At 63.2% G+C, this 23,304-nt stretch carries 22 protein-coding genes; 7 read left to right on the forward strand and 15 right to left on the reverse strand.

What is annotated here, in order from left to right; genetic code table 11:
* Positions 1–14 precede the first annotated feature (14 nt).
* The 10 genes from GCN78_RS25080 to GCN78_RS25125 form a co-directional block, all read right to left on the reverse strand.
* A complete protein-coding gene (locus GCN78_RS25080) occupies positions 15–1,184 on the reverse strand; it encodes an AAA family ATPase (protein ID WP_152254134.1) in 1,170 nt (389 codons plus the stop codon).
* A 52-nt stretch (positions 1,185–1,236) separates the two neighbouring features.
* The gene (locus GCN78_RS25085; RefSeq protein WP_152254135.1) at positions 1,237–1,845 is read right to left on the reverse strand and encodes a TadE/TadG family type IV pilus assembly protein; all 609 of its coding nucleotides are present in this window, start codon (positions 1,843–1,845) and stop codon (positions 1,237–1,239) included.
* Entirely contained in the window at positions 1,835–2,317 is a 483-nt protein-coding gene (locus tag GCN78_RS25090) for a TadE/TadG family type IV pilus assembly protein (RefSeq protein ID WP_152254136.1), read from the reverse strand. The genes GCN78_RS25085 and GCN78_RS25090 overlap by 11 nt, the downstream gene beginning before the upstream one ends.
* Complete coding sequence (locus GCN78_RS25095) at positions 2,314–3,741, reverse strand: pilus assembly protein TadG-related protein (protein WP_152254137.1); 1,428 nt, start codon at positions 3,739–3,741, stop codon at positions 2,314–2,316. Before GCN78_RS25095 ends, GCN78_RS25090 begins: the two co-directional genes overlap by 4 nt.
* Positions 3,731–4,033 (reverse strand): hypothetical protein, encoded by a 303-nt coding sequence (locus GCN78_RS25100; protein WP_152254138.1) that lies wholly within the window; start codon positions 4,031–4,033, stop codon positions 3,731–3,733. The genes GCN78_RS25095 and GCN78_RS25100 overlap by 11 nt, the downstream gene beginning before the upstream one ends.
* Before the next feature lie 16 nt (positions 4,034–4,049).
* Positions 4,050–5,480 (reverse strand): type II and III secretion system protein family protein, encoded by a 1,431-nt coding sequence (locus GCN78_RS25105; protein WP_152254139.1) that lies wholly within the window; start codon positions 5,478–5,480, stop codon positions 4,050–4,052.
* Positions 5,481–5,507: 27 nt separating this feature from the next.
* Positions 5,508–6,368 (reverse strand): Flp pilus assembly protein CpaB, encoded by an 861-nt coding sequence (cpaB, locus tag GCN78_RS25110; protein WP_152254140.1) that lies wholly within the window; start codon positions 6,366–6,368, stop codon positions 5,508–5,510.
* Positions 6,365–7,738 (reverse strand): ATP-binding protein, encoded by a 1,374-nt coding sequence (locus tag GCN78_RS25115; RefSeq protein WP_152254141.1) that lies wholly within the window; start codon positions 7,736–7,738, stop codon positions 6,365–6,367. Before GCN78_RS25115 ends, cpaB begins: the two co-directional genes overlap by 4 nt.
* Before the next feature lie 93 nt (positions 7,739–7,831).
* Positions 7,832–8,365, reverse strand: a complete 534-nt coding sequence (locus GCN78_RS25120) for an A24 family peptidase (RefSeq protein WP_152254142.1) — start codon at positions 8,363–8,365, stop codon at positions 7,832–7,834.
* A gap of 53 nt (positions 8,366–8,418) precedes the next feature.
* Positions 8,419–8,601 carry a Flp family type IVb pilin gene (locus GCN78_RS25125; protein WP_034752975.1) on the reverse strand — a complete coding sequence of 61 codons (183 nt, stop codon included), beginning with the start codon at positions 8,599–8,601 and terminating at the stop codon, positions 8,419–8,421.
* A 481-nt stretch (positions 8,602–9,082) separates the two neighbouring features.
* Between GCN78_RS25125 and GCN78_RS25130 the strand changes: the two genes are divergently transcribed.
* Entirely contained in the window at positions 9,083–10,129 is a 1,047-nt protein-coding gene (locus GCN78_RS25130) for a GGDEF domain-containing protein (protein WP_152254143.1), read from the forward strand.
* On the opposite strand, the gene GCN78_RS25135 is transcribed toward GCN78_RS25130, so the two are convergent.
* The gene (locus GCN78_RS25135; RefSeq protein WP_152254144.1) at positions 10,126–11,352 is read right to left on the reverse strand and encodes an HD-GYP domain-containing protein; all 1,227 of its coding nucleotides are present in this window, start codon (positions 11,350–11,352) and stop codon (positions 10,126–10,128) included. The two genes, GCN78_RS25130 and GCN78_RS25135, sit on opposite strands and share 4 nt — an antisense overlap.
* Before the next feature lie 138 nt (positions 11,353–11,490).
* Between GCN78_RS25135 and GCN78_RS25140 the strand changes: the two genes are divergently transcribed.
* The 3 genes from GCN78_RS25140 (at position 11,491) to GCN78_RS25150 (ending at position 17,860) form a co-directional block, all read left to right on the forward strand.
* Positions 11,491–12,432, forward strand: a complete 942-nt coding sequence (locus GCN78_RS25140; RefSeq protein WP_152254145.1) for a LysR substrate-binding domain-containing protein — start codon at positions 11,491–11,493, stop codon at positions 12,430–12,432.
* A gap of 194 nt (positions 12,433–12,626) precedes the next feature.
* Positions 12,627–16,223, forward strand: coding sequence for an indolepyruvate ferredoxin oxidoreductase family protein (locus GCN78_RS25145; RefSeq protein WP_152254146.1), 3,597 nt, complete (start codon positions 12,627–12,629; stop codon positions 16,221–16,223).
* A 542-nt stretch (positions 16,224–16,765) separates the two neighbouring features.
* Positions 16,766–17,860 (forward strand): type I restriction endonuclease, encoded by a 1,095-nt coding sequence (locus GCN78_RS25150; protein ID WP_152254147.1) that lies wholly within the window; start codon positions 16,766–16,768, stop codon positions 17,858–17,860.
* Between the two features lie 65 nt (positions 17,861–17,925).
* On the opposite strand, the gene GCN78_RS25155 is transcribed toward GCN78_RS25150, so the two are convergent.
* On the reverse strand, positions 17,926–18,936 hold the full coding sequence (locus GCN78_RS25155) for a substrate-binding domain-containing protein (protein ID WP_152254148.1): 1,011 nt from the start codon (positions 18,934–18,936) through the stop codon (positions 17,926–17,928).
* A gap of 442 nt (positions 18,937–19,378) precedes the next feature.
* Between GCN78_RS25155 and GCN78_RS25160 the strand changes: the two genes are divergently transcribed.
* Complete coding sequence (locus GCN78_RS25160) at positions 19,379–19,711, forward strand: hypothetical protein (RefSeq protein ID WP_152254149.1); 333 nt, start codon at positions 19,379–19,381, stop codon at positions 19,709–19,711.
* A 1-nt stretch (position 19,712) separates the two neighbouring features.
* Here the strand turns inward: GCN78_RS25160 and GCN78_RS25165 are convergent, their stop codons facing one another.
* A complete protein-coding gene (locus GCN78_RS25165) occupies positions 19,713–20,756 on the reverse strand; it encodes an MBL fold metallo-hydrolase (RefSeq protein WP_152254150.1) in 1,044 nt (347 codons plus the stop codon).
* A 157-nt stretch (positions 20,757–20,913) separates the two neighbouring features.
* Here GCN78_RS25165 and GCN78_RS25170 point away from each other — a divergent pair, with 157 nt between their 5' ends.
* A complete protein-coding gene (locus GCN78_RS25170; RefSeq protein WP_152254151.1) occupies positions 20,914–21,537 on the forward strand; it encodes a TetR/AcrR family transcriptional regulator in 624 nt (207 codons plus the stop codon).
* Here GCN78_RS25170 and GCN78_RS25175 read toward each other — a convergent pair.
* Positions 21,510–22,616 carry a WD40/YVTN/BNR-like repeat-containing protein gene (locus tag GCN78_RS25175; RefSeq protein WP_152254152.1) on the reverse strand — a complete coding sequence of 369 codons (1,107 nt, stop codon included), beginning with the start codon at positions 22,614–22,616 and terminating at the stop codon, positions 21,510–21,512. The genes GCN78_RS25170 and GCN78_RS25175 overlap by 28 nt on opposite strands.
* A gap of 4 nt (positions 22,617–22,620) precedes the next feature.
* The gene (locus GCN78_RS25180) at positions 22,621–22,890 is read right to left on the reverse strand and encodes a MoaD/ThiS family protein (RefSeq protein ID WP_152254167.1); all 270 of its coding nucleotides are present in this window, start codon (positions 22,888–22,890) and stop codon (positions 22,621–22,623) included.
* A gap of 102 nt (positions 22,891–22,992) precedes the next feature.
* On the opposite strand from GCN78_RS25180, the gene GCN78_RS25185 reads away from it, so the two are divergent.
* Complete coding sequence (locus GCN78_RS25185; protein WP_152254153.1) at positions 22,993–23,304, forward strand: hypothetical protein; 312 nt, start codon at positions 22,993–22,995, stop codon at positions 23,302–23,304.

Here is a 23,304-nt window from a genome sequence, read left to right on the forward strand (position 1 = left end):
CATCCATCCCCGTCCTAAGCTTCGCTGCGGCTGAACAAGCGGTCGAACAGGCCGCGGCTTTCCGTCACGCGGCGCGCCGTCACCAGTTCCACCAGCTCGGCCAGGCTGCGCGCCAGCACGCTGGTGCGCGACAGCTGCAGCAGCGGGATGCCCTGGTTGACGGAATCGGTGGCGGCGATGTAATCGTTGGGCACCGTGTGCACCACTTCCGCGCCCAGCGCCTGCTCCAGGTCCGCCAGGCGCAGCCGCCCGCCCTTCTCATAACGGTTGACGATCAGTCGCAGGCGCTCGCCCGGATAGCCGAGCGAGCGGAAAATATCGAGCAGGCGGCGCCCGTCGCGGATGTCGGGCAAGGCCAGCTGCAGCACCGGATAGATGGCGTCGGCGTTGTCGAGCGCGCGCAGCGACAGCGCATCGATCTGGCGTCCCACGTCGAGCACGATGTAATCGTAGTGCTGGCGCGCCACGGCCAGGATGCGGTCCATGTGCTCGGGCTGCATGTCGACCTTGTGCGCCGGGTCGTCGGCCGCCGCCAGCACGCCGAAGTTCGGCGTCACGTGCACCAGGCACGAGGCGAGAAAGGCGCCATCCATGCGCGCGATCTGCGCGCAGATGTCGGACAGGGTCATGGCCGGCTTCTGGTCCGAGACGTACAGCGTGGCGTCGCCGAACTGGCCGTGCAGGTCGATCAGCAGCACCTTGCAGCCGGCCAGGCTGGCCAGCGCGTAGGAAAAATTCGTCGACAGGAAGGTGGCGCCGCTGCCGCCCTTGCATGAGATGAAGGCAAGCACCTTGCCGTCGCGCATCTGCGTCACGCCGGCCTGGATATCGACGCGGTCCATCGCCTCGTGGAAGGCCTTGTGCACCAGCGGCAGTTGCAGCACTTCGCGCATGCCGGCGCGCATGGCGCGGATCAGCACATCCTGCTGCTGGCCGCGCGTGAGCAGCATCAGCACGGCCAGCGGATACTGGCGCGCCAGGCGTTCGAGCAAATCGGCTTCATCGGCATCGATGCCGCTGGCGTCGACGATAACCAGCTCCGGCGCCTCGGGCAACATGCGCTCGACGGCGTCGCGCAGGCCGCTGCGCCGTTCCAGCAGCCGCAGCACGGGCATACGGGCCGCGCCTTGCGCCGCGATTTCATCGTGCAAGCTGGCGTCGCGGCTAATCATCAAGGCTTTCATCACCCCTCCTTCACTCTATGCGATACACTCGGCGGCGCCGACGGCCTGGCGCTCATGGACAAAAACCGGGATTGTCCGGATATCCCAGTGACTCGGCCACCGCCATGGTGGTCCCGCTGGGCAAACGTATGGCCGCTGCGCCGGAGGGAAACATCACCCCCAGCAGCGGCAGGACGGGCCGGTAGGGCACGGCCTCGCAGCGCGCGCCAACGCCCGGCTGGCACAGGCGCGCGCGCACGAAACGGATGCAACTGGCGCCATGCGGATCGTCCAGGCAATTGATGCGGTTGCGCTGCGGGCAGGCCGGCATCACCGTCACCGGCACTGCCGCCGGCGCGGCGCCACCAGCGCTTTCCGACAAATAATCGATGCGCACATACGCGTCGCTGATGCCGCCGCCCAGCGGCAGCGTGCCCGGCGTGGCGCGCAGCACGGCGTGCGTACGCACGGCTTGCAAGGCGCCGGCATCGCTGAAATCGGTGACGGCGGCGGCGCGCGCGGCACGCCGCGTGATTTCATGCACCATATTCCATAGATACACGGCGCGTGCCACTTCCAGCATGGCGAACAGGAACAGGAAGAACAGCAGCGCCAGCATGGCGAATTCGACGGCGAAGACGCCACCCTGGCGCTGCCGGCGGGGGCGCGAGTTAATTGACATAGCGCACTATTGCGTTGGCACGCAAAGGGATCGGCGCCAACTGCGGCAGCCACGGGCGCGTCAGCGCGGGCAGGAAATCGACCGGCATGTCCACGGCCACCTTGACGCGCACCTGCACCGGCGCTGTCGCGAAGTTGCCGCAGGCATAGGGCTCGTCGGCATACACGCAGTCCACGCTGACCCGGACGGTCTCCATTTGCGGCCAGCTTTCCGCCATCGCATCGACCACCATCTGCCGGGAAAACGCGACACCCTCGGTCGCCGTGCCGATGCTGCTCATCTGCGGCAGCGGCATGGTCGCCATGTGGCGCGCCGCGTCATGCACGCTTTTCTGCAGGGCCGTGTACACCAGCAGCGCGCGGCCGAACAGCAGCACGAAGGGCAGCAGTCCCATGAAAAACAGCAGGATCAGCGCCAGCTCGATGGCGGCCACACCACCCTGGCGACGCGGCGCGCGGCGCAGCGGCCTCATCGCAGCAGCTCCGCCGGGCCGGCCAGCGATCCCTCGCTCGCCAGGCCCGCGAATTCTGCGCTCAGCATGCCATTGCTGGCCGGCGCCGTCATGAAGAAGCGGCCGATGCCGCGCACCTGGGCCAGCACGTCGCTGCCGGCCGGCACGGGACAGGCCAGCAGGGCAATGTGCAGCAGCCGGCGCTGCGCCACGCCCGTGTTGCCGCTCGGCGCCGTCTGGAATCCCAGCGTCTGGTATGGCGGCGTGGCAGGGTAGCCGGACTTGGCGGCCGGCGCGGACGGGCTGGCCGGATACAGCTTGGGCCAGTCGCTGGTGGCAAATGGCAGGTAGCCGCCGGCCGGCTTCGGGTTACTGTACCTGGCCGCCCTGGAAAACGACCACAGCGGTCCATAGCTGCCGATGGCGGGCGGCGCCGCGTTCGATTCCGGATCGGCCACGGACAGCAGCGGATTGCCGATGCTCAGGGCGCTGGGCGCGTCGGGCGTGTTCGTCATCCACCAGCTCGCGGCCGTATTCGGATACGCGCGGATATTCGTGTCCGGCGGCGCCGTGACGGGATGGCAGCCGCTGCCCGCATGCTCGTTGAAGCGCGCATTGAAGGCCGGCCACAGCGCGGCGGGAAAGGGCCGGTGCACATGTACCTGGGCGCTGCCGATGCGCGGATACAGCACCGTGCCGCTGCAGACAAACGGCAGCACGCTCGCTTCGCCGACCTGCTGAGGCGTCCCCAGCACGCCCGGCCGGCCCAGCGGATTGAGCACGAAATGCTCGGCCGCCGGGCCATGCGGATTGAGCTTCAACAGGTTGTATGCCACGCCGCGGCGAAAGCCATATTCCAGCAGCTCGACGGCCGGCAGCAGCGCCGCGTTCGTGCGCGGGCTGGCCGCGCTGGCCGACAACGCGCAGATGGCCAGCGGCGTCAGGTGCAGGCTGGTGCGTCCCGCCACGGCGCGCGCGCCCGTGTCCAAGGTGCGCAGCGCCGGTGACCAGGCGCCCAGGAACGCCGTCGCCACCCGTCCCAGCGCCGGATCATTGGCCTGCGTATCGACGCGCACGAACAGCGCCGTGGCAGGATCGGGCACGGATCCCGCCGCATGCCACTCCCCGAGGGGTGCGTCGGGCGCGCTGGCAAAGCGGATGCTGGCGTCCGACAGGATGGCGCCCTCCATGCGGCGACGCCATACGCTGCGGTCGGCGGCACTGCTCTTGGCTTTCGTCACGGCAGCAAGCAAGCCCTCGGGCGTGCCCACCAGTTCCGCCGCGGCCGCCAGCGCCGCGTTGTCCGCCAGGTTCTGCAATTCCGTCTTGCGGCCGACGACCTGTCCCACGTCGAGCGCCAGACCGATAAAGCCCAGCACCACGATGAGCAGGATGGAAAAGGCGATCAGCATCGCCCCGCGTTGCCCCTGGCGTCTATTTGCCATTGCCGCCTCCCAGCATGAACTGCAGCGGCTGCGGCGCCTGGCCGTTCGGTTCGACGAACGAGGCGCGATAGCGCTGCATGACGGCGTGCGCGCTGGGGCCGTCGAGACCGTCAACCGGCGCGCGATTGGCGGCGCTGGCCGGATCGCGCACCTGCTGCGCCATGGCCAGCCGCACGGCGTCGCCGAAGCGCGGATCCAATTGCGGCGTGCTGCTGTGCGCGCAGGCGGCCAGCTGCAGCGCCAGCGCCAGCACTGGCAGGCGCCGCAGCGATGTCAGGAGCGAGTTCGGCATGGCGTGTCTCCCCGTCTCATTTCAACTCGAAACCATTGGCCGCGCGCGGCAGCGGCACGGACGGCGGTGTGCCTTCCATCTTGCCGCCCAACATCAAGTCCCTGCGCGAAGGCGGCGCCAGCTGGGCCGTCGGCAGCACGGCGTCGGCCGGCAAGGGTTTCACCAGGTGCGCGGTAATGACGAACAACAACTCCGTGCGGTCGTGCTGGAAATCCGTGCTGCGAAACAGCGCACCGAGAATCGGCACTTCGCTGAGCCAGGGCACGCCCGTGATGTTGCTCACCTGGTTGTTCTTGATCAAGCCGCCGATGGCATAGCTCTGGCCGTCGTACAGCTGCACCGTGGTCGAAGCGCGCCGCGTGGTGATGACGGGCAAAATTGAGCGCCCGCTGACGCCGGCGGCGGAAATGCCCACCCCCTCGCGCGACAGTTCCGACACTTCCGGCGCCACCTTCAAATTGATGCGCCCGCCCGACAGCACGGTGGGGGTAAAGCGCAGGCCGACGCCATACTCGCGCTCTTCCAGGGTGATCTTGTTGTTGTCCTGGCCGACGGGAATGAATATCTTGCCGCCCGCCAAAAAACTGCCCTCTTGCCCGCTGATCGCCATCACCGTCGGTTCGGCCAGGATGCGCACCAGGCCATCCTGTTTCTGCGCCTCGATGGTCAGCTGCTGGCGGCCATTCGACTTGCGCACGTCGAGCAAGCCATTCGCCGTGCCGCTGAGGAAATTCGACAGCAAGGTGGTGGCCCAACTGCCGGACGCGAGGCGCAGGGTGGCGCCCACTTCCAGCCGTTCCAGCAGGGACTTCGACACTTCGGCGATCTGCACGGCCAGCATCACTTGCTGCGGCGCGCTGACGTCGAGCATGTTGATGATGCGGCTGTTCGCGGCGCCCGCGCCGCTAGCGGGCGCCGTGGCGGCGGGCGGCATGGCGGCGCCATCGGCAGGCTTGGGCAAGGCCAGCGGCACCGTAGCGCGGCGCACATAGGCGTGCGCCAGCTCGACGGCGCGCAGCACGGCGCCCGCATCCTGCACCGTGCCCGACAGCACCAGGGTGTCGGCCACGGCCGTCACGCGGATGGCTTTCTCTTCCGGCATGAGCGCCGCCAGAGTCGCTTGCAAGCCGGCCGGGTCCATGCTGACGCTGACGTTCACCACGCTGCACACGCCGCTTTTTCCCTGGATGATCATGTTGGTGCTGCCCACGTCGACGCCCACCACATATAAAGTGTCGGGCGCGACCAGCATGGCTTGCACGACGGCCGGATTGCCCACGCTGCGCTGCTGCACCGCCTCGGGCAGGCGCAGCATGCTCGACTTGCCCACCTGCAGCTGCAGGTTGCCGGGCGAGGCCGCTTCACCGCCGCAGCGCGGGCCAGGATCGGCCGCCGCGCCGGCAAGCGGCGACAGCAGGCAGCACAGTATCAGCAAGGCGCGGTTCATGAGCGTGTCCATGGTTGAGCAAGCCAGCTAAAAGCATTCGCGCGACTGGCGCGTCCCGTCGATGACGCCGCTGCACTGGCGCTGTGGCTCCGGCGGCGCCTTCGCCACGCGCACCGGACGCGGCGCCACGGCCAGCACGGGCGCGACGGCGGCGGCGGGAGCGGGCTCGTCGTCGTGCGGGCCGCCCAGCAGGGTCAGCTTGGTGGCGCCCGTCGTCACACCGGGCTGCGGGTCGACCTGGTTGCGCAGCACCAGCGACAGGCTGCCCACGCTGCGCGCCAGGTCCAGGTTTTCCGCCTGTTCCGGCGTCACTTCCAGGGTCACGGCATTGACCACGCGCGGCTTGGTCTCGTCGCGCCCCACTTCCTGCGCCACGGCCAGCACGAGGATGCGTTCGAGCACGATCTTGGAAATGTTGCGGCTTTGCGGAAACGCACGGTCGCCGGCATCTTGCTGGGTGCTGACGATGATGTCGACATAGTTGCCCGGCAAGGCGAAGCCGGCCACGCCGATCACGTCGTTGACGCGCACGGTGATGGCGCGCCGCCCTTCCGTGATCAGGGCTGACAGGCCGCCCAGGGTGCCGGCCGGCGCCAGCTTGGCTTCGCTCAGCGGCTCGCCGCGCAGCACGCTGGTTTTCAGCACCCGTCCCGCCAGTTTCGCCGGATCTTGCAGCGCGCCCTGCGGCAAGCTTTCCGCCGGCCATTCGGCCAGGCGCAGCATCTCCGGCGTCAGGCGCTGGCCCAGGTTGACGTCGCTGGCGGCGACGACGATCTTGCCCTTGCCGGCCGGCGTCTGGCGCAGCAGCCAATGCGAAGCCAGCAGCACGGCCAGCAGGCCCAGCACCACCGCCAGGCCCATCATCAGGAGGGCGCGCCGGTTTTTCATGCGATACGCTCGCACAGGCTGGCGGCCGGCATGTCGCAGCTGGCAAACAGGCTGCTCCAGGCCTGTTCCAGGGCGCCCACCGTCAGGCGCGCCTCGCTGCCGGCAAAGCCGGCGAAGTCGCCTATGCGCGCCAGCAATTCCTGCGGATAGCTGGCCAGCAAGGGCCGTCCCTGCGCACCATGTAACTGCAGCAAATGGTTCAGGGCCGGCTCGTCGATAGCCATGCCGGCCAGCCGGCATTGCTGGCGGAACAAGGCGCGATAGGCGCTCTCGGCCAGCGGTCCCACCTGCACCTTGTAGCCGATGCGGCGCAGCAAGGCAGGGTCGAACAGTTCGCCCGGCGGCACGTTCGTGGCAAGCACGAGGGCGTTGTCGAACGGCACGCTGATCTGCACGCCGCCGGGTAGAGCGAGCTGGTCGCTGCCGCGCGCCAGCGGCTGCATCAGCCGCGTCAGCAGCTCCTGCGCGCCCAGGCGCTGGCGGCCCAGGTCGTCGATGATCAGCATGCCGTTGTTGGCGCGCACATGGGGCGGCGCCTGGTAGCAGCCGCCGCTGGCGTCATGGCGCAGTTCCAGCATGCCGGCGTCAAGCTCGGCGCCCACGTGGATCACGGGACGCTGGCACAGCACCCAGCGGATGTCCGTGCTGCGCCGCTCCAGCGCCTGGCGCGCATGGCTGACGTGCTGCGGCGCGGGCGGCAGGTGCTGGGCCGGATCGTGCAACTGGATGATCTCCTGGCCGACGACGATGGCGTAGGGCACGGCGACCAGACCGTGCAGCAACTGTCCCAGCTGCAGCGCCAGGGTCGACTTGCCGCTGCCGGGCGGACCGTACAGCAGCAGCGAGCGCCCCGAATGCAGGGCCGCGCCGACCACGTCGAGCATGCCCGGCCCCGCATGGGCGCCGCCCAGCACGGCTGCCAGGTCATCGCTGCCGACGCGCTGCTCCTGCGCCAGCCACGACTGGCGCGCCACCATGGCGCGGTACGCTTCCAGGGTGACGGGAGCGGCGCCGATATACGCGCAACGCTCGAGAAAGGCACTGGCGCGCTGCTTGCCGGCGTTCGTCAGCTGATATTGCACGTCGATCTCGGATTCGCCACGCCAGGCCACTTCGGCCATCTGCTCCGTCACCATGAAATCGAGCACTTCGCGCAAGACATTGATCGACAGGCGCAAGCGCGTCGTCAGCGCGGACAGATGCGTCTTGCCGCTCACAAACATCAGCTTGGCGATCAGTTCGACGACCAGGGGCCGCTCCAATCCCGTTTCGCGCAAGCTCTTCGGCTGCGGCGGCAAGGGCGGCATCAGGTTCGCGTCGGCAGGGCGCGGCGCGCTCTCGGTGCTCATGGAATAGTCGACTTCGGTCATGCTGCGTCTCCAAGCCGGTTAAGAGGGCATTCAACAGAATTCATTCTAGCGAGCGGGGACTGGTGCCCATTGATCAAGAGCAATGAATACCAATCAGAAATAATGCCGCCCTTGCACCACCAGGCAACCCAGGGCGATGGCCAGTCCGTACGGCAGGTTGCCCACGCTGGCGCCGCTGCCCAGTGCGTTTGGCGCCAGGGGAATGCCGGCCATGCGCGCGATCATCGGCCACAGCAGCTGGCGCAGATTGCCGAGGCAGGCGCGCCACTTGCCCTGCCAGGTGATCATCAGCACGGCCATTACGCCGCCCAGGACAAACGTGGCGAAACAGATCTGCAGCACGGGCCAGGGACCGGCAAAGGCGCCCACCATGGCGATCAGCTTGACGTCGCCGGCGGCCATGCCGCGCAGCACGTACAAGGGTAAAAAGAGGAAGAAGCCCGTCGCCATGCCGCCCAGCCATAGCGGCAGCACGCTTTGCGGCCACAGCCACAGGTGCAGCGCCAGGGCGGCGAGGATGCCGGACAACACCACGCCATTCGGTATCTTGCGGCGGATCAAATCACTGACGGCGGCCCCCGTCACGAAGCACAGCAACAGCAGGTCGAATACGGCATAGGCAGGCATGCGACACCTCCTGAAAAAAACCCGCCACTGGCCGGCCAGCGGCGGGCACCCGCTTAGGGCGTCAACACCAGGTTCGACGAAATGTCGGTGAGGACGGCCAGCAAGTTGGTCTTGATCAGCAAGAAACCGGCCGTGATGGCGGTAGCCATCAAGGCCGCAATCAGGCCGTATTCGATTGCCGTAATGCCATCCTCATCCTTGACAAACTGCTGTACTGCCGACAGGAAGGTATGCATGACAAGCTCCCAAAAGTGAATCACAAGTCCCTGGCGCAATCGGGTGTGAAACATTGCCCATTCCTGCTAATATGTTTCCTGCCGTAAATTTCTGCGCCATTGCATTGACTATAAAGCGTCCACGTTTTGGCAAATTGACGCGCCACAAGTTTCCATATGGAAATTATCAAACTCTGTTGAGATGAAGGCTGACGCATGCAAATGTTGCGATCAGGATTGAAAGCCTTCGTCAGGGCAAGTTTTTTGCAATGACGTGCATGAATCTCATGTATTTACATGAAATATTGCATACGTTAATTGCCTATTAGGCAAAAAGACATTATCCTGCTTAGCTCTTCTTTGGAAAGGCCTCTCGCCCGGCGGTACAGAGCGTCATGCCACCAAATAAATCTTGGCTTCTTGTAGACGGACGCGAACATGCTCTTGCTTGATGCAATGCTGGTATGACGACACTTGTGTGACTACTTTCCAGAGAACGACAATGGACTCCCTACTGAAACACATGGTGGACATGACCGGGCACCGCGATCACACGATGCTCGACATCTCCGTGATCTCGGCGGTCCAGGAACTCGCTGCCGCGTCGCAGACCCGTGTGCTGGCCCTGACCACCGTGCGTGGCCAGGTGTTCGTGCGGTCGCGGGCCATCATCGTGGCGGGCAGCGTAGCCCGCATGGAAGAACATAACGACCCGACCCTGCCGGGCGAACCGTTGTCGGACTATCCGGCGCTGGCCGCCTGCATCAAGCGCCATGAAGCGAGCGCCGACACCCTGTGCGCCGACGGCCGCCACCTGCTGTGGCTGCCCATCTGGATCGGCGACCAGGTCACCACCTGCCTGGAAATCACCAACCCCACGCCGTACACGGGCGCCACCATCCAGGTGATCGGCGGCATCGTCAGCGTGTACCGCAATTTCCAGAACCTGCTCGATTACAGCGAACGCGATTCGCTCACCGGCTTGTTGAACCGCAAGACCTTCGACGACCAGCTGGCAAAGATCCTGCAAAGCCGCGGCGAACCGGAAGCGGACAAGCCGCGTCCCGTCGATGAGGAACGGCGCCACCATACGGACACGGAACGGCAATGGCTGGCCGTGATCGACGTCGATCACTTCAAACTGGTCAACGATAAATTCGGCCACCTGTATGGCGATGAAGTGCTGATCCTGATCGCCAACCAGCTGCAATCGTCGTTCCGCTCGCAAGACCGCATCTTCCGCTTCGGCGGCGAGGAATTCGTCGTGCTGCTGCGCTCGATCACACTGGAAAACGCGCAGAAAATCATCGACCGCTTCCGCACCAATGTCGAGGCGCACGACTTCCCGCAAGTGGGCAGGGTCACCGTCAGCGTGGGCTTCGTCAGCATCAACGCCTACGAGGCGCCCGTCATCATCCTCGGCCGCGCCGACCAGGCCTTGTATTACGCGAAAAGCCATGGCCGCAACCTGGCCTGCCACTATGACGAACTGGTCGCCAAGGGCCTGTTAACTACCATCACCTCGAACGATACGGCAGAGTTCTTCTAGGCATCCGCCAGCGATAAAAAACGCATGGGATCGACCTGCCACTTGGCGGCCGACTCATGGCCGACGATCTTGTCGGCGCCGCCAAAGCCGAAGCCGCGCGACAGGTCGACCGTTTCCGGCTTGATGTAGGTCTTGCTCTTCGTACTGAAAAACACATTCACCTTCGGCGCCAGCAGATTACTTTCGTGCGCCTCGACGACGACGGCCAGACGGCCCGATTCCAGCATCACCATGGTGCCGACCGGATAGATGCCCACGCAGCGCATGAAATCCTGCGCGAACACGGGGTTGAAATGGAATTTGCTCCACTCATAAATCTTGCGCAGGGCCTCGGCGGCGGCGATGCCCTTGTGATAGCTGCGGTCGGACGTCAGCGCGTCGTACACGTCGACGATGGCGGCCATCTGCGCCAGCTCGCTGATGGCGTCGCCGGCCAGCTGGTCCGGGTAGCCGCTGCCGTCGCGCCGCTCGTGGTGATGCAGGGCGATGTCGAGCGGAATGGCGCCCACCTCGGGCGACTGGCGCAGGATGTCGTAGCCGTCGCGCGGATGGCGCTTGATCATGGAAAATTCTTCCGGCGTCAGAGGACCGGGCTTGTTCAGCACGCTGTCCGGCACCAGCGCCTTGCCCGTGTCGTGCAGCAAGCCGCCCAGGCCGGCCTGGTGCGTGGTGGCCGCATCGATGCCGCGCGAGCGGCAGAACGCCACCAGCAGCGCGCACACGCTGACGGAATGCAGGAAGGTGTAGTCATCCTTGCTCTTGATGCGCAGCAAGCCGACGAGGGCGCCGGGATTGCGCAGGATCGATTCGGTGATGTCTTGCACGGTGTGCTGCACGCGGTCGATTTCAACAGCCTTGCCCAGGCGCACATCGGCCATCACCGTGCGCACCAGGCTGGCCGCCTGCCGCCGCACCTGCGTGGCGCGCGCCAGTTCCATGCCCAACGACACGCGCGTGACCACTTGTGGCGGCGTGGCGATCTGCACCAGTTCGCGCTCCGTCTCGGCGCGCGCCTGCGCCACGGTGGGCGCGTCCTGCACGTCGAGGCCCTTGTCGCTGTCGATCACCACGTCATGGATGCCGGCCTGCACGATCTTGCGGATTTCATCGTCACTGCGCAACAGGAAACGGTTGCGCACGAATGGGTGCGTCATCCAGTCGCAACTGAGGTCATGGATGTACATGCCCACTATTAATTGAGACGAATCAACTTTCTTGAGCATGCTGTCATCCCACAAATACGCGGCTGGAGTACCGAAAGCGCTAGAATGAGTATAACAAAATTGTTATTCTGCTGGCCGCCTTCGGCGCTGCGGCGCAACAGCCTGTTTTCTCCAATCACCGCACCGCGTCTGGGACCCATGGAACTGCGCCAATTACGCTACTTTGTTGCCATCGTCGACCACGGCTCGCTGTCGCGCGCGGCCCTGATCCTGCACGTGGCGCAGCCGGCCCTGACGCAGCAGCTGCGCCAGCTGGAAGAGGAGCTGGGCGTGCAGCTGCTGCACCGCTCGGCCCAGGGCGTACTCAGCACGGATGCGGGCAAGGTGTTTTACGAACATGCGCAGGCGATCCTGAAACAGGTGGCCGACGCCCGCTCGGCCGTCACGCAAAGCGCCACGCGGCCGTCCGGCAATGTCACCCTGGGCTTGCCGCACAGTATCTCCGGCGCCCTGGCCCTGCCCCTGCTGCTGGCCGCGCGCGAACGCTATCCCGAAATCACCCTGCAACTGACGGAAGAAATCACGGGCAACCTCAATGAGCAGCTCAAATCGGGGCGCATCAACCTGGCCGTGCTGTTCGACGATGGCCAGCTGACGCCGTTTGCCTGCAGCCCACTGGTGGAAGAGGAAATGCGTTTTATCTGCCGCAGCGATTCGCCGTTCGCGCCGACCGGCCATGCCGTGTCATTCCAGCAAGCCTTGAGCGCCACCCTGATCCTGCCGGGCCTGCAGCACGGCGTGCGCCCGCGCATCGACAGCCGCGCGCGCGAACTGGGCCTGGAAACGGCGAACGTGATCGAGATCAACTCGATCGCCATTTTAAAATCGGCCATCCTGGCCGGCATGGGCGCCACCATCCTGCCCGCCGCGCCCGTGCTGGCCGAACTGAACAGCGGCGCCATGCGCAGCTACGCCATCCACAGCCCCGTCCTGTCGCGCACGGTAGCCCTGTGCGCCTCGAAAAACATCCCCCTGACGAACGCGGGCAACGCCGTGAAGCACCTCGTGCTGCAAGTGGCCGCCGAACTGTGCGGCAGCGGGCGCTGGGTGGGCGCGAACGTGCTCTCGCCCATGGCATAAGTATTTCTTATACCCCCATCGGCAAAGCGTATTTGCCCCTTCCCCTCGATCGATCTACACTGACCACATTAACTATTTTAAATTTAAACTAGTTATGTGCCGCCCACACGCGGCCATCCCGTCTGCACAGCGCGCGCCTTACCGGGCGCGCCCCATGTGCAGCCGCTATCTGAAACACCCTTTTGGAGACAGCCATGTCCGTGACCACGGAAAACGGCTCCGCAGCGTTCGCTAGAAACGCCGGTGCCGCGCCATCTACGCCCCCCGACACATCCCGTTTGACCACCGTCAGCCTCGACGACAAATACACGGCCACTTCCGGCGCCATCTTCCTGTCCGGCATCCAGGCCCTCGTGCGCCTGCCCATGATGCAGCGCCTGCGCGACCAGGCCGCCGGGCTGAACACGGCCGGTTTCATTTCCGGCTACCGCGGTTCGCCCCTGGGCGGCCTCGACGAAAACCTGTGGAAAGCGAAGAAACAGCTGGAAGCGCACCACGTGCAGTTCGTGCCCGGCGTCAACGAAGACTTGGCCGCCACGGCCGTCTGGGGCTCGCAGCAAGTGGACCTGATCGGCCCGGCCAAGTACGACGGCGTATTCGCCATGTGGTACGGCAAGGGCCCTGGCGTGGACCGCTGCGGCGATGTCTTCAAGCACATGAACCATGCGGGAACTTCAAAACTGGGCGGCGTGCTGCTGGTGGCCGGCGATGACCATGGCGCGTATTCCTCGACCCTGCCGCACCAGTCCGACCACCTGTTTTCCGCCTCGATGATCCCCGTCCTGTATCCGTGCAATGTGCAGGAATACCTGGACCTGGGCATCCACGGCTGGGCCATGTCGCGCTTTTCCGGCTGCACGGTGGCCTTCAAGGCGCTGGCCGACACGGTCGAATCGTCAGCCTCCATCGACGCCGACCCGTTCCGCGTGGAAGTGAAAATTCCGCAGGATTTCATCATGCCCGAAGGCGGCCTGAACGCCCGCCTGTCGAGCATCCCGCTGGGCCAGCAGGCGCGCAACCAGGAAGCGCTGATGCAGGACTACAAGATCTATGCGGCCCTCGCCTACGCGCGCGAAAACAAGCTCAACCACACCACCATAGCCAGCCCGAACGCCAAGCTGGGCATCATCGCCTCCGGCAAATCCTACCTGGACGTGCTCGAAGCGCTGGAAGAACTGGGCATCGACGAGCAAATGGCGGCCGACGTCGGCATGCGCCTGTTCAAGGTGGCCATGCCGTGGCCGCTGGAACCGGACAGCGTGCGCGAATTCGCGCAAGGCCTCGATGAAATTCTCGTGGTCGAAGAGAAGCGGCAAATCGTCGAATACCAGCTCAAGGAACAGCTGTACAACTGGCGCGACGACGTGCGCCCACGCGTCATCGGCAAGTTCGATGAAAAGGGCGAATGGGTGGCGCCGCGCGGCGAATGGCTGCTCACGTCGAAGGCGGATTTTTCCGTCTCGCAAGTGGCGCGGGTCATCGCCAGCCGCATCGCGCGCCTGATTTCCGACCCCGTCACCTGCGACCTGATCAAGGCACGCCTGAGTTTTCTCGACGCCAAGGATGCCGTGCTGAAGAAGGCCGTGAACACGCCGTTCCGCCCCGCGTTTTACTGCTCCGGCTGCCCGCACAATACCTCGACCAAGGTGCCCGATGGCAGCCTGGCGCTGGCCGGCATCGGCTGCCACGTGATGGCCACGTCGATCTACCCGGAAATGAACAAGCTGACCACGCACATGGGCGGCGAAGGCGCGCCGTGGATCGGCCAGGCCGCGTTTTCCGAACTGCCGCACGTGTTCCAGAACCTAGGCGACGGCACCTACTTTCATTCCGGCTACCTGGCCATCCGCGCCGCGCAGGCGGCCAAGGTGAACATCACCTACAAGATCCTCTACAACGACGCCGTCGCCATGACGGGCGGCCAGCCCGTCGACGGCCTCATCACCGTGCCGATGATGGCGCAGCAGGTGGCGGCCGAAGGCATCGCGCGCATCGCGCTGGTGACGGAAGATTTGAGCCGCTACAGCGACCGCAGCAACCTGCCCGCCCACCTGACCTTGCACGACCGCAAGGACATGGATGCCGTGCAGCGCGAATTGCGCGAAGTAGCAGGCGTATCCGTGCTGATCTACGACCAGACCTGCGCGGCCGAGAAACGCCGGCGCCGCAAAAAAGGCGAGTATCCGGACGTGGCCAAACGCATGGTCATCAACGACGCCGTCTGCGAAGGCTGCGGCGACTGCGGCGTGCAATCGAACTGCGTGTCGATCTTGCCAAAAGAGACGGAATTTGGCCGCAAGCGCACCATCGACCAATCCTCGTGCAACAAGGATTACTCGTGCGCCAAGGGCTTTTGCCCCAGCTTCGTCACGGTCGAGGGCGGCAGCCTGAAAAAGACGAAAACGGGCGCGAGTAAAGCGGGCGAGACGGACAACTTCGGCCCCCTGCCGGAACCCGTCCTGCCCGCTTGCGACGCGCCGTACAACATCCTCATCAACGGCATCGGCGGCACGGGCGTCATCACCGTGGGCGCGCTGATGGGCATGGCGGCCCACCTGGAAGGCAAGGGCGCGTCCGTGCTGGACATGACGGGCATGTCGCAAAAGAACGGTTCCGTCACCTCGCACGTGAAGATCGCCAGGTCCCCGGCGCACATCCGCGCCCAGCGCATCGCCACGGGCGAGGCGGACCTGATTCTCGGTTGCGACATGCTGACGGCCGGCGCGCAGGATGCCGTGTCGAAAATGCGTCCTGGCAGAAGCCTGGCCGTCGTCAACCTGCACGAGCAGCCGCCGGGCACGTTTGCGCAGAATGCCGACTGGCAATATCCGACGGCGGAAGTGCGCCAGCTGATCGAGGAATCCGTCGGCGGCGCGGACGCGGCCGACTTCATCGATGCCACAAAACTGGCCACGGCGCTGATGGGCGACTCGATCGCCGCCAACCTGTTCATGCTCGGCTACGCCTGGCAAAAGGGCCGCATCCCGTTGACGGAAGCGGCCCTGCTGCGCGCCATTGAACTCAATGGCGTGGGCATCGAGTCGAACAAGAAGAGTTTCCTGTGGGGCCGCCGCGCCGCCGTCGACGTGCGCCGTGTCACGCAGATCGCCACGCCGTCGCAAGCCATCGTCGTGCAAATGCCGCAAAGCCTCGACAGCGTCATCAAGAAGCGCGTGGAGTTCCTCACCGCGTATCAAAATACCGCGTATGCGGATGGTTATCTGACCCTGGTCAAACAGGTACGCGACCGCGAAAACACCCTGGGACTGGGCCAGAAACTGTCGACGGCTGTCGCCAAGAGCTACTTCAAATTGCTGGCCTACAAGGATGAATACGAAGTGGCACGCCTGTACACGGATGGCCGTTTCGTCGAGCAATTGCAGCAGCAATTCGAGGGCAATTTCTCCGTGAAATTCAACCTGGCGCCGCCGCTGTTCGCCAAGAAAGATGCCAAGGGCCACCTCGTGAAAGCGGAGTTCGGTTCCTGGATGTGGCGCGCCTTCAAGCTGCTGGCGAAAGCCAAGGGGCTCAGAGGCGGCACCTTCGACGTCTTCGGCTATACGGCCGAGCGCAAGATGGAACGCGCGCTGATCGTCGAATACCGCGAATTGCTGGCCGGCATGCTGGTCAACCTGACGGCGGACAACCTGGCCACCTGCGTGGAACTGGCGACGCTGCCCGAAAAAATCCGCGGCTTCGGCCACGTCAAGGAAGCGGCCGTCGCCACGTATCGCCAGGACAAGGCGAGATTGCTGGCGGTGCTGGCCAATGGTACGAAACACGCGGCCTAAGACCCCAAGTTAAGGCGCTTGCTTCGCGCTGCGCTATACCGGCAACAGTACACACTGCCGGTATAGCGCATTTTTATTCATATCTGCATATTTTTATGCACACCAGAAAAACAACAAAACCATATTTTTCATACAAATCAGTTACTTACCATCACGTGATCAAACACTGGGCCACCGGGGCAATCTTCCTGCTTCATTAGAGCCGCAATCGGGTACCGCATGAGATCAATGAACTGGATTGGAAGCGGAGCCCGTAGTGCAATATAGAGCGAATGATCGAAAATTTGATTACTTTCGCTAATCCCAATACGCCTGATGACGAGAAATTTCAAGGAATATTAAATTAATCATATTTTCAGTAAAAATAATTTCATTTAAGTCATCGAAATCAACTTGTAATTTTTCTATGTATCTGCTTTTTTCATAAAATTCGATTTTCATTGCCATGAAGATGAAATTCGTGCAAAACTTATTCGTTCATTCTGTACTTTCAACAGGAACGAGTGTGTTCACGCATTTCTACCCACGTCATAGGAAAAGCAATGGATTTAATCGACCAGCTCAGGACACTTGCCTCCCGGATTGCAGCAACCAAGGATATTATCCAGACGGAGGAGGCCACAAAAAACGCAATGATCATGCCTTTCATCCAGATATTGGGTTACAACGTATTCGATCCCACTGAGGTGACACCAGAATTAATAGCCGATGTGGGCACAAAAAAAGGAGAGAAGGTCGATTATGCGATTCTCAGTGAAGGAAAACCAATTATTCTCTTCGAATGCAAGAAAAGTGGTGGTGACCTGAGCATCAATCATGCTGGGCAGTTGTTCAGATATTTCCATGTCACCGCAGCAAGATTCGGTGTCTTGACAAATGGACTTACCTATAAATTCTTCACCGACCTTGAGCAACCCAACAAGATGGACGAAAAACCCTTCTTTGAGTTTAATATTCTGGACTTCAAAGAGCGGGATGTGGATGAACTCAAGAAATTTGCAAAATCCCAATTCGACGTCGATACCATATTGACGACAGCAAACGATCTAAAATATACGCGTGCCATCCAGAATCGCCTGGCAGAATGGACACTCAATCCCTCCGAAGAATTTGTAAAAATATTGTCATCAGATTTACTCGGAGGAAAGCGCTTTACACCCGCTGTCAAAGATCAATTTACCGTCATTACTAAACGGGCATTTGAGCAATTATTGGGGGAGCGCATCAATGATCGCCTCAAGGGTGCAATGACGCCGGAATCATCGCCGGCACAAGAACTGGCGCCAGTCATTCCTCCTGAAGGAGTCGTTGAAAACCCGATCATCACGACACCAGAAGAGATCGAAGGATTGCACATCATCCGCGCGATACTGCGCGGTGTTGTCAGTTCGCGCCGCATTGTCATGCGTGATTCGCAGAGTTACTGTGCAATCTTGTTAGACGACAATAATCGTAAGCCAGTTTGCCGCCTACGCTTCAACAATACTGAAAAACTTGCCGTTGGCCTGTTCAATCAAAAGAGGGAAGAGGAAAAGTTCCCCATCGCCAGCCTAGACGATCTGTACACCCATGCAGAACAATTGAAGGCTACCGTCCTGATGCATTTGCCTGCGGAAGATGCCGAGAAAACAGCGTAAGAGATAGCATTAGATACCGTAGAACCAAGTCCGGGACGAGTCCCGGACTTGCAATACATGCTGATTCATTCCGCGCAGCGTCCCACCGTCGCCCCCGGCAACAGCACCGGTTGCCAGATTTCCTGCAGCCGTTCCGGCGGCGTGCCGGCCAGCAGGGATTGCAGCATTTCGACCATCTTGGCGCCGGCGCGGCGCAGGTCGGGCTGGTCGATGGTGGTGACGTTGATGCCGATCAAGGTATCTTCCACATTGCCCCAGACGATGACGGAGATTTCCTTGCCGATCTCGATGCCCGCATCCATCAGCGCGCGCACCACGCCCACGCCGGACAGGTGATTATCGACAATGACGGCCGTGGGACGGGGCGAGCAGGCCAGCAATTGCTGCATGGCCTGGTAGCCGCTGCGGCGGTCGAAAGTGTTGTCGAGCAGATAGGCGGGATCGACCGGCAAGCCCGCTTGCGCCATGCAGCGGATAAAGCTCTCCTTGCGTTCGTAGGCGAAGTGCAGATCCAGCGGCGCGCTCAGCAGGGCGATGCGCTGGTGGCCGTGTGCGGCCAGGAAGGACACCGCCAGGTCGATGCCCGTGTCGTTGTCGTAATCAAAATACGCATACGGCGCGTCGATGCGCGTGCGGCCATTCGCGACAAAGGGAAAGCCCACCTTCGTCAGGTAGGCGATGCGCTCGTCGACCACCTTGGTGCGGCCCACCACCAGGCCATCGACCTGGCGCCCGCGCACCATGGTTTCATACGACGGCTGTTCATTCTGCGGCGACACGGGGGCGATGATCAGGCTCATCTTCGACGCTTCGACGGCGTCGGACATGCCATTGACCACGGAAAGAAAGACGCTGTCGCCCAGGTCGCTGGGCAGCAGCGGATAGATCATGCCCAGCACATTGGTGCGGCCGACGGCCAGGCTGCGCGCCAGCGGGTTGGGCCGGTAGCCGACTTTCTTGGCAGCGGCCAGGACGATTTCACGGGTGCGGGAATTGACTTCCGGATAGCCGTTCAACGCCCTGCTGACTGTCGTTTTCGACATGCCGAGGGCAATTGCGAGGCTCTTGAGATTCATGTTAACTACCTGTCTGTGTGGCAAAAGAAACCAACTCTGACCGTCCATTATAGCCCAGAGCGCCACCCAGACCGCGCATTCGCGTGCGCAGACATGGTATGAAAACAACAATACATTGACTATCTAAAAAACAACATTTTGAATGTAACTACTCTCTCCCTCTCCGCACAGCAGCATCGCCGATGGCAGAGAAACAATAAACAGAAGCGATAGCATGTACTCACTTCCATTCCTTTCGGCATGTCGCTTCCGCAACACAGGACGCGCACGATAGCATTATCAAGAAAACATAATTGACTGGAACTGTGGGAGAATTTGTCCTACTCTTGATTCAGGTAAAGGTTACCGCCTGGCATGTTCGGGCAATGATGCCCGGCGCGCCACATCGGCCCGGCCTCCCCCCTTGCCTGCACGCCTGGACATACTTTCAAAGGTGAACAATGTGGTCACGCTAACGTCCGTCAACAACTTGCAAGCCTCGCTGGCCACGGCGCAACGCCGGGTCGAACAGGGCCAGAACCAGGTACAGCGCGACAGCGAACAACTGGCGCAAAGCCGCCAGTTGCTGGCGCGGGAACAGGAAACCTTGAGCCAGACGCAGCGCAGCAACCAGCAAGCGCAGGCCGATGCCCCGGCCGCCATCAAGGCGCCGCAGCTGGACCGGGCGATCAAGGTGGCCGTGCCGCAGCAACCGGCCCCCGCCGCGCCGAAAAGCACGCCCCAGCTGAACGGCTATGGCCAGACCCTGGGACGCCTGATCGACGTGACGGCGTAAATTACCGCAGCATTTCCTCTTCCAGCATCGCCAGCCACCATTTTTCGCCCTTCTTCGGCTGCGCCAGGTCGACCGCCTCGCCCATCTGCGGCGTGGCCAGGTGCACGCCCTGCTTCGCCGCCAGTCCCGTGATGCGGTCAAACGGTTCATGCCACGCGTGCAGCCCCAGGTCAAAGGTGCCGTTATGCACAGGCATCAGCCACTTGCCGCGCAAGTCCAGATGGGCTTGCAAGGTCTGTTCCGGCTGCATGTGCACGTCCGGCCACAGCTTGTCGTAGGCACCCGTCTCGATCATGGTCACGTCAAACGGGCCGTACTGGTCGCCGATCTGCTTGAAACCATCGAAATAGCCGGAGTCGCCGCTGAAAAACACGCGCACGTCCGGCGCGTCGATGACCCACGACGCCCACAGGGTTTGGTTGCCATCAAACAAGCCACGTCCGGAAAAATGCTGCGACGGCGTGGCGACGAGTTTCACGCCGGCAATCGTGGTGCCTTGCCACCAGTCGAACTGCCGTACCTTGGCGGCCGGCACGCCCCAGGCGACCAAGGTGTCGCCCACGCCCAGCGGCGCGACGAAGTGGTCGGTCTTGGTGGCCAGTTGCAGCACGGCGGCCTGGTCGAGGTGGTCGTAATGGTCATGCGACAGGATGATGGCCTTGATCGGCGGCAAGTCGGCGATGCTGATGGGCGGCTGGTGGAAACGCTTCGGTCCCGCCCACTGCACGGGCGAGGCGCGCTCGGAAAACACGGGGTCGGTGAGGAAAAATTCATTGTTCAGCTTCAGCAGCAGGGTCGAGTGACCGAGGCGAAACAGGCTGTTGTCGGGCGCGGCCAGCAACTGCGCCTGGGTCAAGGCTTGCACGGGCACGGCAGCGGCCGGCACCGTGCTGTCGGGCTTGTCAAAGACAAATGTCCACAGCAGCTTGAGCGTTGCTGTCGTGCCCAGCTTGTGCATCTGCACGGGATTGCGGAACTTGCCTTCGTGGCGTTGTAAGGACTCAACAGGCGCCGCAGGTTCGGCGCGCAAGGTGCAAGAACTCATGATGATCAGGACTCCCAAGAATAAGATACGGTGCAAGTGCATGTGCGGCCCAGTCAATAAAACACAAGGATTAAATTACACTACACAGTGTAGTTCCAATTCCAGGCAAAGTAAACCAAGAGGTGTAAAATATTGTTTTCAAAGGAGATTTTCAGCCATGGCCGCACCGCAACGCCTCACCGACCGCAAGCGCGTCGCCATCGTCGATGCCGCCATCGCCGAGTTCCGCGAGCACGGTTTCGATGCGACCAGCATGGACAGGATCGCCGCCACGGCCGCCGTTTCCAAGCGCACCGTGTACAACCATTTCCCCAGCAAGGACGAGCTGTTCGCGGAAATCCTGCAGCGCATGTGGGAAAGCAGCATGGCCCAGCCTGCCGTACCCTATGTTGCCGACCAGCCGCTGCGCCCGCAGGTGCTGGCCCTGGTCGAGCAGAAAATGGACTTGCTGTGCGACCCGGCCTTCATCGACCTGGCGCGCGTGATCTTTGGCGAAACCATCCACTCGCCCGCGCGCGCGCAGGCGATGGTGGCGCGCCTGAATGAAAAGGAAACGGGTCTGAATATCTGGATCCGCGCGGCGCAGCAGGACGGGCGCATCAAGGCGGGCGAGACGCTGGAAGTGGCGCACCTGCTGATGTCGCCCTTGAAAACCTTTGCCTTCTGGCCGCAGATCACCCTCGGTGAGCCTTTGCTGGGCCCGGCACGCCGGCGCGAAGTGACGGAACTGGCCGTCGATATCTTCCTGTGCTACTACGGCGTGGAAAAACAAACGGCATAAACGGGCGGCAGGTGGGCAGAGATGGTCTGCCAATGTTCGCCCTCGTCGCTGGAATACCAGGCGCCGCCCGTCGTTGACGCCATCAATAAACTGCGCCCATCGTCGGCCAGCGCCAGCCCGTGGCGATACACGAGGTCGTAGCAATGCCGCTGCGGCAATCCATCGCGCAACACCTCGAAGGTTTTCCCGCCATCGCGCGTGCGCGTCACGGCCAGCGCGCCATCCAAAGGAATGCGCAGCACGTCCGCCTGCGCCGGCACGAACCAGGCCGTGTCGCCATCGCGCGGATGCACGGCCACGGCAAAACCAAAATGCGACAGCGGCGCCGTCGTCACCTCCTCCCAGTGCCAGCCGGCATCGCGCGACCGCCAGATGCCGTTATGGTGCTGGCACCACAGCGCGTCTGGCGCGCCGGCGCTGCGCACGATGCGGTGCGGGTCTTGCACGGCTTCGTTTTCATCGAGTTCGGGCGGCATGTAATCGGCGCGCATGCCCGTCGCGCTCAAGGCCCAGCTGGCGCCGCCATCGACCGTTTGCCAGACGCCGCCGCAGGAGACGCCGACCAGCACCTTGGCGCTGTCGCGCGGGTCGACGCAAATGCTGTGAATGCCGGGCACGTCATAGCCGCCGCCAAACCACTGCGCCCGCTGCGGCGCGTTCCACAGGGATTCCACCAGTTGCCAGCTGTCGCCCCGGTCGCTTGAACGGAACAGGCCGCCAGGCAAGGTGCCCGCCCACAGCACGCCGGGCTGGTCCGCGCCGCCGGCCGCCAGCGACCAGATCTGCCGCAAGGTCCAGTCCACGGTATCGCTGCTGCCTTCCGGTTTCGCGGGATAGGCGGGCACGGCGACTTCCTGCCACGCACTGGCGCCCGCGTCGAGACGGTGCAGCTTGGCGCCGAAGTGGCCCAGGTTCAGGGCCGCGTACAGGGCGCCGTCGCGGCCGTCGTGCAACAGCATGGAGACGGGGTCGCCGGCAAATTGCACCAGCGCCAGCTGCCAGGCGCCGGCCGCATCGACATCGAACTGGAACAAGCCCTTGCGGGTGCCGAGATACGCGCGCTGCGGGACTGCTGTCATGGCGTCAACCTCCTGAAAGTGCCTGCAAGATATACACCTGGCTGTCGGGCCGCAAGGCGTCGTCCAGCACGCGCCGCTCGCGGCAGCGTGCGCCGTCGATGAAGATCACCACGTTGGGACGCAAGGCACCCTGCTCGTCGAGCACATAGCCGCGCAGGCGCGGCTGCCGCGCGAACGCGGCATCGAGCGCGGCGCGCAGCCGTGGCGCGGCCACCTCGAGCGTGGGGACATCGAGGAAACGTGCCAGTTGCTGCGTAAAATGCAAGTGCGCCATGCTGCCTTCGACGTCATTGGCCAGCACTCATTCTAGTCCGCTTTGCCGACGATACAATGGCGCATGGCCTAAAATAGGGCCGAGCACACAAGGAGGCCAGGCATGACGATTACCCCGGAAGAACTAGCGGTGCTGATGCAGGAAGTGGAAGTGGCCGATCCCATCGATTTTGCCGACCTGCCCTTCAACGAGCAGGAATTGCGCGGACTGATCGCCAACCACCTGTGCGAGATGGCCGACGCGATGGAAAGTTTCAGCCCGGAAGACCGCAACCTGGCCCTGCTGGCCGTGGCGGCCAAGCTGGTGCTGGAAAACCTCGTCTTGCACGTGCAGCTGCTGCGCCGCCATGGCTTGCCCGTCAGCGACAGCGTGGACGCGCTGCTGCAGCGCCTCAAGGGCGGCAAGCCGTCCTGA

Source organism: Janthinobacterium rivuli (assembly GCF_009208735.1).
Classification (GTDB): Bacteria; Pseudomonadota; Gammaproteobacteria; order Burkholderiales; family Burkholderiaceae_D; genus Janthinobacterium.